The sequence below is a fragment of the Delftia sp. SD018 genome, from assembly GCF_017355445.1.
Lineage (GTDB): Bacteria > Pseudomonadota > Gammaproteobacteria > Burkholderiales > Burkholderiaceae_C > Comamonas > Comamonas acidovorans.
This window is the reverse complement of sequence record NZ_JADDRN010000001.1, coordinates 590,373-605,902: the sequence shown is the minus strand read 5'-3', so window position 1 is coordinate 605,902 and position 15,530 is coordinate 590,373. Positions and strand designations below refer to the sequence as shown.

Genomic DNA, 15,530 nt, shown 5'->3' with positions numbered 1-15,530 from the left:
GCCCTGTGTCACGACCGACTGCCGGTCACAGCGGGTTGGCGCGGCGGCGGCGCGCCATGCCCCAGCCCATGATGCCCATCAGGCCGGACATCAGGATCAGGCCCCACTCGGAGAGCGTGGGGATGGAGGCCGGGCCCGCAGGGGACGCAATCACCACAGGAGACGCCGCCACCTGGTTGTTGGCAGGAGTCACGTCGTTGTCCGCACCCGTCGTGACCTGTACGTTGGAAGTGCCTGGAGCCGTCGGCGTGCCGGAGACCGGGCAGACCACCGTCTCGCCTGCAGCGACGGCATCGCCCTGGGCCCAGTCCACACCATTCACCTTGCACTGACCCACGGTAACTCCCGGGGGCAGGCCGGTCACGCCGCAGATCGCATTGTTCGCAGTTGCAGCACCCTGGTTGGTGCAGGAGAACGAAGCTGTCGGCGGATAAGGCACGCCCACCGTGCCCTTGGGCGGCAGTCCGCTCGGGTTTGTGGTCATGTCGCTGGAGGACGCAGTGTCCAGCAGGTTGGTCTGCACCATGGCTCCCATGAGTGTGGCCACGCCATCGCCACCAATGGTGTAGTTGCCGTTGTTGATCTGGTCGCCCGGCGTGCCCAGCGGAACCTTGACCGTCATCTTGAACGTCAGGGTCTCACCTGGTGCAAGGCTGGGGATGCTGCACTTTGCAGGCCCCGTGGAGCCCACGCCACCCACAGGTGCGGTGCAATAGTTTTTCGCATCGACCAAAGAGACAAAGCTGGTGGAAACACCCGTGCTGTCTTGCGGCATGGCCGGCGTCACCTCGACATTGGTCACCGGCGTACTGGCATTGTTGGTATAGCTGTACGTGTAGGTGATCTCAGTGCCATCGTTCTTGGGGGCACTCACCGGTCCCGACGCCGTGATCCATACCCCCTTGGGCAGGGCGGTGGTGAAGTTGTCCACATACAGGTGGCCCGAGTGTCCGCTCTGGCTACAGCCCGCGGCAATCGCTTCCAATCGAACCTTATCGCCTACACGCAGCACTTCATTGCCAGGCGCCACGTCATAGGCCTGAGGGTCGGTGAACAACTCCGAGTGCCCATTCGCATCCTGGAACGATTTCCAAGCCACACCCGGTTGGCCCGCATAGTGATATTTAAAGAAAAGTTCCTTGTCCACCACCGAAGCAGTTTGTGCATCGAAAGTCTTGACCAATGCAATGGCATAGTACGGACGCTGAGCAGGCGTGTGACCGCTGCCTGGATCATCCAGCACCGGCGCAGCGATGAAACGGATATGGATTTTTCCGTCCTTGTCGATGTCGTCGGCCGTCAGCGTCACTTCCTGCGAAATAGCACTGGCTGTCTTCGGCTGCTGGGTAAACGAGGGCTCTGGCGACACATTGCGAGGGATATGCGTCTCGGTCAGATTGATGCGGGCCGTGTTGCTGCCGCGCATGGGCAGCAACAGATCGGAGCTGCCCGAAACCCACAGGCGATCCTTGACCGTCGCCTCGGGCGCTGTGACGACCGAGTTCAACGGCAGCTTTCCCGCCGGAGCCGCACGCTGCAGGTCAGCCAGTTTGACGGGGTTGGACGTCAAGGTCGCCGCCGTGCCATTGTTGGTCCAGGCCTCTTCCGTCCAGCCATTCAGATTTCCCGTCTCGAAATCGCCATTGATGAACGATGCCTGGGCCACGGTGCTTGCAAGCAGCGCAGCTCCCAGTGCCAGGCGCCTTGTTTGGGTTCCGGCCTTCTGTTTGAAAGCACTCCGCTCGGCACGGATAGTCTGTCTTGTCATACCGCTCCTCTCTTTTTTGATGCTTTCGCACCGTTGAAAAAACTCTGTAGCGCCACTGGCGACAGCCCCGCAGCTTTCCCGCGCTCAAAAAAAGAGCAAACGAATCCCCTGCGCGGGCTCTGAAAGCCGCGTTCAAAAGGTGGGGAAAAGGGAAAGAAAAGTGGCGGGTGCTTAAGGCACGAACACCAGCCCTCGGCCGAACACTGCCCTCACCGGCAGGGCCAGCCCGGAGATATCCAGGGTCTTGCGGCGCAGCCGCGTCAGCTGCGATTCGATGCGGTGGAAGCCGTCATCCACATCGGCGTATCCCATGGTCTCGATCAAGGTCTGCTTGGCCACCATGGTTCCGGGGGTTGCCATCAGGCAGCCGAGCAATTCCAGCTCGCGACTGGTCAGGGCAATGATCTGGTGGTTGGGCGCGACCATGCAGGCCGAAAGGGGGTCAAGGCGCCAGGTCAGGAAAGGTGCCGCCGCCCGGGCCGGCTGGCCCGTGTTGCGGCGCAGCTGGGAGCGGATGCCGGCCACCAGCTCGTTCATGTCGGTGGGCTTGACGAAGTACTGCAGGGCGCCGGCATTGAGGCCGGCAATGCGGCTGTCCAGATCGCCGCGTGCAGTGAGCACCACGACGGGAATCTCCTGCTCGGCCAGGCGCTTGACCAGGCTCAGGCCGTCCTCGCCGGGCAGGCCCAGGTCGACGACGACCAGATCTGCCTTCTCACGCAGTAGCTTTATGTAGAAGTCTTCTGCAGAATCCGTGCCCCAGGCATGCAAGCCAGACTTTGTTAAAAATCGACACACATTGATACGAATATCCTCGTCGTCCTCTACGACGGCGACGGTGAACTCGATCGATGGCTCTAGTGTCTGCTGCATGATGTTTGCCTATTGGTGCGCGGATTTTCATTGGGGCGAACGTCCGCCGCCATGCACGAACACTCTCGAATGCTCACAGTTCAGAGAAACACACAAAAATTTACATTTATTGCATGGATCATGGTTTCGCTCGGGTTACTTGCATTTTTCGTGCTGAGCCCGGCGTCCATGCCTCCCCCTGACAAGGGACTGCGTCTTGGCAAGGACCTGCCCATGCAGGTGCTTGCCGATGCGGGCCGCAGCATGACCATTGAACAGGTCGCGGCCCTGCCCGATGATGCCTTCGAAACCCGGCGCACGCCTCTGAACGAGGGCTATACCCGCCATGCTTACTGGGTGAGGGTTGCCGCGCCTGCCCTTGCGCCCACAAGCGGGCTGGCCGACAACGATGCGCTGTGGCTGGAGATCACGCCCACCTATCTGGACAAGGTCACGCTCTACCAGCAGGCGCACGGCCTGTGGCAGGCGAGGGAAAGCGGTGACACCGTGCCCATGGCTCAGCGCATCCATGTGCGCCAGCTGGTGTTTCCACTGCGCGCTGGCCAGCCCTTTGTACTGCGCATCGAGACCAGCAGCGCCATGCAGCTGTACGCCACGGTCTGGCGCAGCACGGGGCTGATGGCCTGGTTGTCCAGCGTCGAGTGGGCATCGGGCGTGCACCAGGGTGTGAATCTGGTGCTGACCCTGCTGATCGCGGGCGCGGCCCTGGCCCTGCGCATGCGCAGCCTGATGGCCATGACCTTGCTGGCCTTCGTGGTGCTGACCCACAACGCCAATGTGCGCGGCTATGCCCAGCTGTGGCTGCCCGAGCCCTGGGCGCCGCATGCGGATGTCTGGGTGAGCGTGGGCGTCTTCCTGCTGCCTGCCGCCTTTGCCTGGCAGGCACGCGAGACCTTGACGCGCGGCACGGCCTGGCGCCGCATCGATCGCATGCTGGTGCTGCTGACCGTGGCACCGCTGCTGGCCGTACTCAGCATACCGACGGGGCACTACACGCAATGGGCCTGGCTGGGGGTCAGCGTGCCCTGGATGGCCAGTCTGCTGAGTGCGCTGGTGGCCTGGCAGAACCTGTTCCGCCAGGGTCCCAGCATCGTCAACCTGCTGGTGCTGATTCCCTACACGCTGCACACGGTCATGGGCATCCACGTGGCTGCGGCCTATACGGGACTGGTGTCTTCCGACATCGAGGCAGGCATGTACTGGCAGCTGGAATCGCTGCTGCTGTACATCCTCATCATCATTGCCGTGGGCGCCAGCCTGGTCGAGAAATTCCAGAATTCCATGGGCAGGCAGGCACAGCTGGTGGAGTCGCTGGCCCGGTCGGAACATGCGCTGGAAGGACGGGTGCGCATGCGCACGGCGGAGCTGCTGCATGCGCAAAATGCGCTGCAGGCCGCCTTGCATGGCGAGCGCACCCTGCGGCTGGAGCAGCGCCAGTTCTTCAACATGGTCAACCATGAATTCCGCACGCCGCTGGCCGTGGTGGACAGCGCGGCCACCGAGCAACTGACTTTTCCGTCCACCGATATCGATTCCCAGCTGGAACGCGCAGCCCAGATCCGCCGCGCCTGCAGGCGCCTCACGGCCCTGGTGGACAACTGCCTGGTCAGCGACCGACTGGACGCGCCTGCGTTCCGGCTGCAGCTCGACCGGGTGCCCGTGATGGACCTGATCGACGATGCCGTGCAGCTCGTGCACTGGTCGCGCCGCCACCATCTGAAGCTGGAGACTGCGGGCGTCCCCGCCTCCTGGGAGTGCGATCCCACCCTGGTACGGATCGCCTTGTCCAACCTCGTGGACAACGCCGTGAAATACGCCCAAGCCGGAGAAATCGCCGTATGCGCCCGCCTGGACGCACAGGGCAGGCTGGAACTCACCGTCAGCGACGAGGGCCCTGGCCTGGCGCCCGAGTTGGCGCAGCGCATCTTCGAGCTGCACGAGCGCGGAGAGCGTTCGGACCAGACCCGAGGCTTCGGCCTGGGGCTGTGGGTGGCCCGGCGCGTGGCCCAGATGCATGGCGGCGATGTGCAGGTCACGCCAGCTGCGGGCGGCGGCACCTGCTTCACGCTGACGCTGCCCAGCAGCATTCCCGAAGACAGCGGCCTTGCCACAGCTGCAACACAGCCCGCCTCGCCATGCGTATCCTGAACCTGCTGCGTATCCTGAACCGGCTGGCACTGCCGGGCTGGCTGGTGTTTTCGCTGGTGCTGGTGGTCTGCTTCATTCTCAGCCCAGCCTGGCAGTCCCTGCCGGCAAAGCGCCTGCAGCTGGGCACGGACCTGCCCATGCTGGCGCTCGTCGATGCACAAGGCAGCTTCACCATCGATCAGGTGGCAGCCCTGCCCGATACGGCCTTCACCCTGCTCGATACACCGCTGAACAAGGGCTATACGCGCGATGTGTATTGGCTCAAGGTGCAGGCGCCTCACATCGCCGCCGGCAAGGCAGACCCCGAGCACGATCCGCTGTGGCTGGAAATCCTGCCCAGTTATCTCGACCGCGTTGCGCTCTACCAGCACGTGGACGGCGCATGGCGCATGCGCAGCAGCGGTGATACGGCCACCGACGAACCGCGCGTGCATGTTCGGCAACTGGTGTTTCCGCTGTACTCGGGCCAGCCCTTCATCCTGCGCGTGCAGACCTCAAGCCCCATGCAGCTGGACGCCACACTCTGGCGCAGCAGCGGTCTGATGACGCAGTTCTCGGCCGTGGAATGGGCATCGGGCATCCACCAGGGCATCAATCTCATGCTGGCCCTGCTGATCATCGGGGCAGCCCTGGCCTTGCGGTTGCGCAATCTGGCCGCCATGGCCGTGGCCGCCATGGCCGTGCTGATCCACGGCGCAAGCGACCGGGGGTACCTGCAGATCTGGCTGCCCGACCACCTCGCGCACTGGGGCCATCTGTGCGTCAGCCTGGGTACCTTGATGCTGCCCGCCGCCCTGGCCTGGCAGATGCGCGAGCTGCTGACACGCGACACACGCTGGCGGCGCATGGATCGGGCCTTGCTTGCCCTGGGAATAATCCCGCTGCTGTGCCTGCCCAGCATACCGCTGGGCCGCTACCAGGACTGGGCCTGGATAGGGGTTGGCGCGCCCTGGGCCATCAGCGCACTGTTCGCCGTGGTGGCATGGAGCAATCTGCTGCGCGAGCGTGCCAATCTGGTCCATGTGCTGATGGTGGTTCCCAGCACCATGTATGGTCTGATGGGCCTGTATGTGACAGCGGCCTATGTCGGCCTGACCAGCCTGCCGACCATAGAAACCAGCGTGTTCTGGCAGCTCAACACCTTGCTGGTCAACATCGTGATCACCGTGGCCGTGGGCGCCGGTCTGATCCAGAAATTCCGGGACTCCATGGCACGCCAGGCACAGCTGCTCGAATCCCTTGCCAAGTCCGAGCATGCGCTGGAAGAGCGTGTACGCCTGCGCACGGCCGAGCTGCTGCGCGCCCAGAACGCACTGCAGGCGGCACTGCACAGCGAACGCACGCTGCGGCTGGAGCAGCGCCAGTTCTTCAACATGGTCAACCATGAATTCCGCACGCCGCTGGCCGTGGTGGACAGCGCGGCCACCGAGCAGCTGTCCTTTCCCTCGCCCGACATCGACTCCCAGCTGGAGCGCGCCGCACAGATCCGTCGCGCCTGCAGGCGCCTGACGGCCCTGGTGGACAACTGCCTGATCAGCGACCGCCTGGATGCTCCCGCCTTCCGGCTGCAATTGCACCGCGCTCCCGTAATGGAACTGGTCGATGATGCCGCACAGCTTGTGCACTGGTCACGCCGCCACCACCTGAACCTGGACAGCGCCAATGCGCCCGCCACATGGGAGTGCGACTCCACGCTCACCCGCATCGCCCTGTCCAACCTCGTGGACAACGCGGTGAAATACGCCAAGGCCGGAGAAATCGCCGTGCGGGCGCGCACCGACGAACACGGCCGGCTGGAACTCACTGTCAGCGACCAGGGCCCGGGTCTTGCACCCGAGCTGGCGCAACGCATCTTCGAGCGCTTCGAGCGCGGCCACCGCTCCGACCAGGCCCGCGGCTTCGGCCTGGGCCTGTGGGTCGCACGGCGCATTGCGCGCCTGCACGGCGGCGACATACAGGCAGCGCCATCAGACCAGGGCGGCACCCGCTTCACGCTCACGCTGCCACCGCGCCCCTTGCCCGCACCGCAGGCCAAGACCTTGCAGGCATCGGCTTGAAACATCGCCGAGCGAAGAATCCACGATAATGAAAAGTTCGCCACTGGCGTGGCCTGCCGGCACATGCCGCAATCAACGCCCGCCTCTCCTTGGCCATAAACACACACCTGTCCATGAGCGCTACTTCCATCCCCGCCGACATCAACCGCAAGCACCTGGAAATGGCTCGCCAGCAGATCGCGAAAGGCGACCTGCAAAAAGCCGCCCAGACTCTGAACAAGGCTCATCGCCAAGTGCCTAGTGACGCTCGCGTCTTCATGCTGGGCGGACTGATGGCTGAAAAGGCAGGGAACCACGCCAAGGCCGAGCAAGCCTTCGCACGATGCCTTGAACTGGCTCCCATGTGGGGCCCGGGCTTGCTGGAGACAGCGCTCTTTCGCGCAAGGCATGGTCAGTTCGATTCAGCGATTGAATTGGCAGAAAAAGTTTCCCGCATTGAGCCCAACAATTCCCAGGTGCTTGCTGGCGTGATCGATATTGCGCACCGTGCCGGGAATCTGCAGATGGCCGTCAAGCATTTGCACCGAGGCCTTGAAATGCATCCGGGCGATGCCACACTGCGCCTGCATCTGGCCCGCGACCTGGGCAACCTGGGAGAGCATGCACAAGCCGCGCAGCTGTTGGATGCCTTGGTGCAGGAGCATCCCCTGCAACCGCCATACAGAATGGAACGGGTAAAGCACACCGTCACGCACGGTCAAGCCGCTGAAGCCCTGGATGACATCCGTATCCTGGAAGAGAAATTCCCAGAAGATGAAACGCTGGCGTATTACGCAGCATTGGCGAAGGGAACGACTCCTGCACATCTGCCAGAGGAAATGCACCGGGCCCTGTTCGACAACATGGCAGATAGGTTTGACCAGCATCTGGTCCAGGGATTGGGCTACCAACTACCCAAACTGGTGGCGCAGCAATTGATCGCACGTCATCCGGAAAAAGACGTCAATGTGCTCGACTTGGGCTGTGGCACCGGCCTGCTCGGGCTTTGCCTTGGCACCATGCAGGGTTACCTGATTGGTGTCGACAGCTCTCTCAAGATGATCGAGCAAGCAGCCAAGCATGGCATCTATGACCGTTTTCACCATGTCAACCTGCTGGACGCGTTGAGCAATACACCAGACCAGGAATACGATGTGATTACCTGCCTGGATGTACTGGTCTACATTGGCGACTCTCAACCAGTCATTCCCAATGCCGCACGCATTCTCAAGACGGGTGGCGAGTTCATCTTCTCCTGCGAAACCGCCCCAGAAGACGGTCCCGATCTGGTGCTGCAACCCAGCCAGCGCTACGCCCACAAGCGCAGCCATATCGAAGCGATGTGCAAGCAAGCCGGTTTCAGTGTGTCGACGGAAGAACTGGTGCTGCGCCAGGAAGGTGGCGAGCCGGTTCAGGGCTTTGTCGTGACGGCAACCAAGACCGCTGCCTGACCGGCCATCAAGCCCACGCCACCTCGTGCGTGGGCGCACCACCGCCCTCGGCGAGGCCGTCCCGTGCCCAGCGCGAACTCCGGGGCACGTGCAGCAGCAGGAACTCCATCTGATCGGCCAGGATCCGCCGGTTGCGCAGGATGAAGTCTTCCCAGAGGCTGGGTATATAGGGCGTGTAGAGCAGCGGCATGCGCGCCTGCTCAGGTGTGCGGGCACCCTTGCGGTGATTGCAGGAGCGGCAGGCCGTCACCAGGTTCATCCACTGGTGGCCTCCCCCTGCGGAGATGGGCACGATGTGCTCGCGCGTGAGGTCGTTTTCATGGAACACGCGGCCGCAATAGGCGCAGATGCAGCGGTCGCGTGCGAACAGCTTGCCATTGGTCAGGCCCGGCTGCAGGCTGTGCGGATTGATGGCAGGCGCCCCGCGCGTGCCGATGATGCTGTTGATGTGGATGACCGACTGGCAGCCCGTGACGGCATTGTGACCACCGCGGAAACAGGCGACCTCTCCGCCGGACTCCCAGCGCACATCGTCCGCCGCGTAATGCAGCGCCGCCTGCTCCAGCGTGATCCAGGATTGGGGCAGCCCTTGGGCCGACAGCTTCAAGACCTTCACGACACGCCTCCTCTGACACCAAAGTGAACGGGAATGCAGCCAGTGCACAGGGCCTGCAAGGCAGGCCTTATCGAGGCAATATACTCTGTTTCCATGTCGGATTGACAGCCTGCGCTGGCTGCGCGCGTGCCAGCCGCTATTGAAAACAAAGCGTCCCATGAAGATTTTTCGAGGCTTCAACCATCCAGGGCGGGAATCGGCCTGCGCCGTGACCATCGGCAATTTCGATGGTGTCCACCGCGGCCACCAGGCCATGCTGGCCCTGCTGTCGGCCGAAGCTGCACAGCGTGGTGTGCCCACCTGCGTGCTGACCTTCGAGCCCCATCCGCGCGACTACTTCGCCCAGACCCTGGGACGGCCTGAAATCGCTCCGGCGCGCATAGGCACGCTGCGCGACAAGCTGTCGGAGCTGGAGCGCTGCGGGGTGGACCAGACCGTGGTGCTGCCCTTCAACCAGGCGCTGGCCAGCCAGTCGCCGCAGGCCTTCATCGACGAAGTGCTGGTGGCGGGCCTAGGCGCGAAATACGTGCTGGTTGGCGACGACTTCCGCTTCGGCACCCAGCGTGCGGGCGACTACGCCATGCTGGATGCGGCGGGCCAGCGCCAGGGCTTTGACGTGGCCCGCATGAACAGCTACGAGGTGCACGGCCTGCGCGTGTCCAGCACCCATGTGCGCGCAGCCCTGGCCGAGGGGCGCATGCAGGACGCAGCGCGGCTGCTGGGCCATCCCTACACCATCTCCGGCCATGTGGTGCACGGCCGCAAGCTGGGCCGCAGCCTGGCCGAGAGCCGCCAGGGCGCGGGCGACGGCTTTCGCACGCTGAACCTGCGCTTCAACCATTGGAAGCCTGCGGCCAGCGGCATCTTCGCCGTGCTGGTCCATGGTCTGAATGAACGACCGCTGCGCGGCGTGGCCAACCTCGGCGTGCGCCCTTCCCTGGACCCGACGGATGTCAACGGCGGGCGCGTCCTGCTGGAAACCCACTGCCTCGATTGGCCCGGCGCGCCGGGAGGCGAAGAGGCCTACGGTAAAATCATCCGCGTGGAACTTCTGCACAAACTGCACGACGAGCTGAAGTACGACAGTCTCGACGCCCTCACCGCCGGCATCGCCAAGGACTGCGATGACGCGCGCGCGTTCTTCGCCACCATCCACACGCCCATCTACACCGAGACCCGTCGCCAGACCACGCGCGACCGAATTTGACGCTCTCCGTCACCTGCCCGGGCGCGGGTGCGCACCAGGCTTCCCTCCCCTTTTTCCGTGCCTGGACCAGACGGTCCGGGCTCCGGCCTGCTTTCAAGGTTCTCCATGTCTGATTCGAAAGTCTCTCCCAACGCCAATGCGGGCTATCGCGCCACGCTGAACATGCCCGACACGCCCTTCCCCATGCGCGGTGACCTGCCCAAGCGCGAGCCGGGCTGGGTCCAGGAATGGGAGGACAAGGGGCTCTACAAGAAGCTGCGCGACGCGCGCCACGGCGCGCCCAAGTTCATCCTGCACGACGGCCCGCCCTACGCCAACGGCAAGATCCACATCGGCCATGCGGTGAACAAGGCGCTCAAGGACATGATCGTCAAGAGCCGCCAGCTCGAAGGCTTCGACGCGCTGTACGTGCCGGGCTGGGACTGCCACGGCCTGCCCATCGAGAACGCCATCGAAAAGCTGCATGGCCGCAACCTGCCGCGCGACGAGATGCAGGCCAAGAGCCGCGCCTTCGCCACCGAGCAGATCGCCCAGCAGATGGTGGACTTCAAGCGCCTGGGCGTGCTCGGCGACTGGGACCATCCCTACAAGACCATGAACTACGCCAACGAGGCCGCCGAGCTGCGCGCCCTCAAGCGCGTCATGGAGCGCGGCTTCGTCTACCGCGGCCTCAAGCCCGTGTACTGGTGCTTTGACTGCGGCTCCTCGCTGGCCGAGTTCGAGATCGAATACGCCGACAAGCAAAGCCAGACGCTGGACGTGATGTTCCCCACGGCCGAGCCCGACAGGCTGGCGGCCGCCTTCGGCCTGCCCTCGCTGGCCAAGCCAGCCTTCATCGTCATCTGGACGACGACGGCCTGGACCATCCCCGCCAACCAGGCGCTCAACGTCAACCCCGAGCTGGAATACAGCCTGGTGGACACCGAGCGCGGCCTGCTGATCGTGGCCTCGGCCCTGGTCGAGAAGTGCCTGGCACGCTGGAAGCTCGAAGGCCAGGTCGTCGCCACCGCCGTGGGCAGGAAGCTGGACCACCTGCAGTTCAAGCACCCGCTGGCCGATATGGACAAGGGCTTCGACCGCGTCTCGCCCGTGTTCCTGGCCGACTACGCCACGGCCGATGACGGCACCGGCATCGTGCACTCGGCCCCCGCCTATGGCGTGGACGACTTCAACAGCTGCATGAACAACGGCATGACGCGCGAAGACATCCTGAGCCCCGTGCAGGGCAACGGCGTCTACGCACCCGAGCTGCCGCTGTTCGGCGGCCAGCACATCTGGAAGGCCACGCCCGCCATCATCGACGCGCTCAAGCTGGCCGGCCGCCTGATGGACACCAAGACCATCACCCACAGCTACCCGCACTGCTGGCGCCACAAGACGCCCGTGATCTACCGCGCCGCAGCCCAGTGGTTCATCCGCATGGACGAGGGCGAGGGCGTGTTCACCAAGCCCGGCGATAAGCCCGCGCAGACGCTGCGCCAGATCGCGCTGGAAGCCATCGAGCACACCCAGTTCTACCCGGAGAACGGCAAGACCCGCCTGCGTGACATGATCGCCGGCCGTCCCGACTGGTGCATCTCGCGCCAGCGCAGCTGGGGCGTACCCCTGCCCTTCTTCCTGCACAAGGACAGCGGCGAGCTGCACCCGCGCACCATGGAGATCATCGACCAGGCGGCCGCCATGGTCGAGCAGGGCGGCATCGAGGCCTGGAGCCGCGTGACGGCCGAGGACATCCTGGGCGCCGAGGAGTCCGTGCACTACACCAAGAGCACCGACATCCTCGAAGTCTGGTTCGACTCCGGCTCCACCTTCTGGCACGTGATGCGCGGCACGCACGCCGACATGCACCACGACCAGGGCCCCGAGGCCGACCTCTACCTGGAAGGCCATGACCAGCACCGCGGCTGGTTCCATTCGTCGCTGCTGCTGGCTTCGGCCATCTTCGGTCGCGCGCCCTACCGCGGCCTGCTGACGCACGGATTCACCGTGGACGGCCAGGGCAAGAAGATGTCCAAGTCGCTGGGCAACACCGTCGCCCCGCAGGACGTGAGCAACAAGATGGGCGCCGAGATCATCCGCCTGTGGGTGGCCTCGACCGACTACTCGGGCGACCTGGGCATCGACGACAAGATCCTGGCCCGCGTGGTGGATGCCTACCGCCGCATCCGCAACACGCTGCGCTTCCTGCTGGCCAACGTCAGCGACTTCGATGCTGCGCAGGACTCGGTTCCCACCGAAGAGCTGCTGGAGATCGACCGCTGGGCCCTGGCCCGCGCGGCCCAGTTCCAGGCCGAGCTGCTGGCGCACTACAAGGTCTATGAATTCCACCCCGTGGTGGCCAAGCTGCAGCTGTTCTGCTCGGAAGACCTGGGCGGCTTCTACCTGGACGTGCTCAAGGACCGCCTGTACACCAGCGCGCCCAAGAGCCTGGCCCGCCGCAGCGCCCAGACCGCCCTGCACCAGATCACGCATGCCATGCTGCGCTGGATGGCGCCCTTCCTGTCCTTCACGGCCGAAGAGGCCTGGAAGGTCTTCGGCGACAGCGAGTCCATCTTCCTGGAGACCTACACCGACCTGCCGGCCGGTGACGAGGCCCTGCTGGCCAAGTGGGCGCGCCTGCGCGAGATCCGCGACGTGGTGAACAAGGACATCGAGGCCGTGCGCACCGAAGGCCGGGTCGGCTCCTCGCTGCAGGCCGAAGTCAGTGTCTCGGCCCAGCCCGAAGACCTGGCCCTGCTGCAAAGCCTGGGCGACGACCTGAAGTTCGTCTTCATCACCTCGGCGGCCGAGGCCCTGGCAGGCGAGGCCCTGCAGGCCGCCGTCACACCCAGCAGCCATGCCAAGTGCGACCGCTGCTGGCACTACCGTGCCGACGTGGGCATCAACCCCGAGCACCCCAGCCTGTGCGGCCGTTGCGACAGCAACCTGCACGGTGCTGGCGAAGAGCGCCACAAGGCGTAATCAACCCCTGAGGCGCTGCCATGACCCCTACCTTTGCTGCGGTCCCCGAATCCCGCAACAGCCGCATCTGGCCCTGGCTGGCCTGGTCGCTGGCGATCATCGCCATCGACCAGCTCACCAAGCAGTGGATCCTTGGTGCCTACCAGCTGGGCGACTGGACGCCGATCACGGGCTTCTTCAACATCGTGCGGGCCCACAACACGGGCGCCGCCTTCTCGTTCCTGGCCGGAGCGGGCGGCTGGCAGCGCTGGCTGTTCGTGGGCATCGGCGTGGCGGCCACGCTGCTCATCGTCTGGCAGTTGCGCAAGCATCCGGGGCAGAAGCTGTTTTGCTTCTCGCTGGCCAGCATCCTGGGCGGCGCCATCGGCAACGTGGTGGACCGCCTGCAGCACGGCTACGTGGTGGACTTCCTGGACTTCTACTGGGGCCGTTCGCACTTTCCGGCCTTCAATGCCGCCGACATCGCCATCAGCGTGGGCGCGGGCCTGCTGATCCTGGACGAGGTGCTGCGCGCACGGCGGGCCAAAAGAACCTGATCCCCGCCGCGGCGCACGCCACGACAGCCAGCCCAGCCCCTCCTGCGAGGGGCTTTTTCATGGAGGCTGCCGGCAACTGCGTGCCGACGGGCTTTCTCCTCGGGTTTTCCTGAGTGCGTTTTTGGTCAACCGAAATTCTTTTTGATTCGTTTTATTTCTACAATTTTCTTTATTTCGCACCAAACTGTGCGCTCATGCGGCCGACTCTCCTGCGCGCAAGCCGGGACCGGGGTTATATTGGTCCGCTTCTCCGCTCACAGCACATGAAGCACTTACTCAATCTACTGGCCGCCATCGCCCTGCTGGTCTGGGGCACGCACATGGTCCGCACCGGCGTGCTGCGGGTGTTCGGCGCCAACCTGCGCGACCTGCTCGCCCACAGCATGAGCAACCGTTTCTCGGCTGCGCTGTCGGGTTTGGGTGTGACTGCGCTGGTGCAGTCGAGCACGGCCACCTCGCTGATGACCTCGGCCTTCGTGGGCCAGGGCCTGATCTCGCTGCCGGCCGCGCTGGCCGTGATGCGTGGCGCCGACGTGGGCACGGCGCTGATGGCCGTGCTGTTCTCCACCGACCTGTCCTGGCTGTCGCCGCTGTTCATCTTCGTGGGCGTGGTGCTGTTCATCACCCGCCAGGACACCACGGCCGGGCGCATAGGCCGCGTGCTGATCGGCCTGGGCGTGATGCTGCTGGCGCTGCGCCTGGTGGTCGAGGCCACCGAGCCGCTGCTGGAAGCCCCCGCCGTGCGCACCCTGCTGGGCTCGGTCACCAGCGATATCTTCATGGAGTTGCTGCTGGGTGCGCTGCTGGCCGTGATGGCCTATTCCAGCCTGGCCATCGTGCTGCTGATCGCGGCCATGGCCAGCTCGGGTGCGATTCCCATGGAAGTGGCGCTGGGCCTGACGCTGGGCGCCAATATCGGCAGCGGCCTGGTGGCCGTGCTGACCACGGCCAAGTCCAGCACCGAAGTGCGCCAGGTCACCATCGGCAACATGCTGTTCAAGATCATGGGGGTGGCCATCGTCGCGCCCTTCCTGGGGCTGTGGGCCACCTACGTGATGCCGATGATCGACGGCAAGGGCCAGAACATCGTGCTGTTCCACCTGGCCTTCAACATCTTCAACAGCCTGTGCTTCATCGGCCTGACGCAGACCGTGGCGCGCTGGGTGACGGCCCTGCTGCCCAAGCCCGAGGCCAGTTCCACCAGCCTGCTGAGGCCCCGCCACCTCGACCCCTCGGCGCTGAGCACGCCGTCGCTGGCCATTTCCTGCGCCGCGCGCGAGGCCCTGCACCAGGCCGACATGGTCGAGTCCATGCTGATCGGCATGCAGCGGGTGCTGGAGACCGACGACCTCAAGCTGTCCCAGGAACTGCGCGAGCTTGAAGGCACGGTGGACGACCTGTACTCGGCCATCAAGTACTACATGACCAAGATCTCGCGCGCCGAACTGGATGAGCGCGAGGGCCAGCGCTGGACGGAAATCATCAGCTTCACCATCAACATGGAGCAGATCGGCGACATCATCGAGCGCGTGCTGCTGGACATCGAGGACAAGAAGATCAAGAAGGGCCGCCAGTTTTCCGAGGCCGGCACGCAGGAGATCCGCGAGCTGCTGCACCACCTGCTGGACAACCTGCGCCTGGCGATGAGCGTGTTTCTCAACGGCAATGTGCGCGAGGCGCAGAAGCTGCTGGAGGAAAAGGCGCGTTTCCGCGACCTGGAGCTGGCCTACTCGGCCACCCACCTGGCGCGCCTGTCCGACAACACCGTCTCCAGCATAGAGACCAGCTCGCTGCACATCGACCTGATCAGCGACCTCAAGCGCATCAACTCGCTGCTGTGCTCGGTGGCCTACCCCATCCTCGAATCGGCCGGCGCCCTGGCGCCCAGCCGGCTCAAGGAATCGGCACTGAACAAGACGGCGCGCTGAAGCGTT

General features: G+C 64.5%; 10 protein-coding genes. 7 read left to right on the top strand and 3 right to left on the bottom strand.

Annotated features, from left to right (window positions below; translation table 11 throughout):
- Positions 1 to 25: 25 nt before the first annotated feature.
- Both INR38_RS02730 and INR38_RS02725 read right to left on the bottom strand, forming a co-directional pair.
- The gene (locus INR38_RS02730; protein ID WP_207442095.1) at positions 26 to 1,768 is read right to left on the bottom strand and encodes an IPTL-CTERM sorting domain-containing protein; all 1,743 of its coding nucleotides are present in this window, start codon (positions 1,766 to 1,768) and stop codon (positions 26 to 28) included.
- A gap of 171 nt (positions 1,769 to 1,939) precedes the next feature.
- Positions 1,940 to 2,641 carry a response regulator transcription factor gene (locus tag INR38_RS02725; protein ID WP_013800907.1) on the bottom strand — a complete coding sequence of 234 codons (702 nt, stop codon included), beginning with the start codon at positions 2,639 to 2,641 and terminating at the stop codon, positions 1,940 to 1,942.
- A gap of 168 nt (positions 2,642 to 2,809) precedes the next feature.
- Between INR38_RS02725 and INR38_RS02720 the strand changes: the two genes are divergently transcribed.
- The 3 genes from INR38_RS02720 (at position 2,810) to INR38_RS02710 (ending at position 8,276) form a co-directional block, all read left to right on the top strand.
- Positions 2,810 to 4,789: an ATP-binding protein gene (locus tag INR38_RS02720; RefSeq protein WP_207442096.1), complete on the top strand. Its 1,980-nt coding sequence runs from the start codon at positions 2,810 to 2,812 to the stop codon at positions 4,787 to 4,789.
- A complete protein-coding gene (locus INR38_RS02715; RefSeq protein WP_207442099.1) occupies positions 4,777 to 6,846 on the top strand; it encodes an ATP-binding protein in 2,070 nt (689 codons plus the stop codon). Before INR38_RS02720 ends, INR38_RS02715 begins: the two co-directional genes overlap by 13 nt.
- A gap of 113 nt (positions 6,847 to 6,959) precedes the next feature.
- Entirely contained in the window at positions 6,960 to 8,276 is a 1,317-nt protein-coding gene (locus INR38_RS02710; protein WP_207442100.1) for a methyltransferase domain-containing protein, read from the top strand.
- Positions 8,277 to 8,283: 7 nt separating this feature from the next.
- On the opposite strand, the gene INR38_RS02705 is transcribed toward INR38_RS02710, so the two are convergent.
- Entirely contained in the window at positions 8,284 to 8,892 is a 609-nt protein-coding gene (locus INR38_RS02705) for an HNH endonuclease (protein ID WP_180318914.1), read from the bottom strand.
- 157 nt (positions 8,893 to 9,049) lie between these two features.
- Here INR38_RS02705 and INR38_RS02700 point away from each other — a divergent pair, with 157 nt between their 5' ends.
- From INR38_RS02700 to INR38_RS02685, 4 genes are all read left to right on the top strand, one after another.
- On the top strand, positions 9,050 to 10,099 hold the full coding sequence (locus tag INR38_RS02700) for a bifunctional riboflavin kinase/FAD synthetase (RefSeq protein ID WP_197944122.1): 1,050 nt from the start codon (positions 9,050 to 9,052) through the stop codon (positions 10,097 to 10,099).
- A gap of 105 nt (positions 10,100 to 10,204) precedes the next feature.
- A complete protein-coding gene (gene ileS / locus INR38_RS02695) occupies positions 10,205 to 13,060 on the top strand; it encodes an isoleucine--tRNA ligase (protein ID WP_207442104.1) in 2,856 nt (951 codons plus the stop codon).
- Between the two features lie 20 nt (positions 13,061 to 13,080).
- Positions 13,081 to 13,596 (top strand): signal peptidase II, encoded by a 516-nt coding sequence (gene lspA / locus INR38_RS02690; protein ID WP_013800899.1) that lies wholly within the window; start codon positions 13,081 to 13,083, stop codon positions 13,594 to 13,596.
- A gap of 263 nt (positions 13,597 to 13,859) precedes the next feature.
- Entirely contained in the window at positions 13,860 to 15,524 is a 1,665-nt protein-coding gene (locus INR38_RS02685; protein WP_013800898.1) for a Na/Pi cotransporter family protein, read from the top strand.
- Positions 15,525 to 15,530 lie beyond the last annotated feature (6 nt).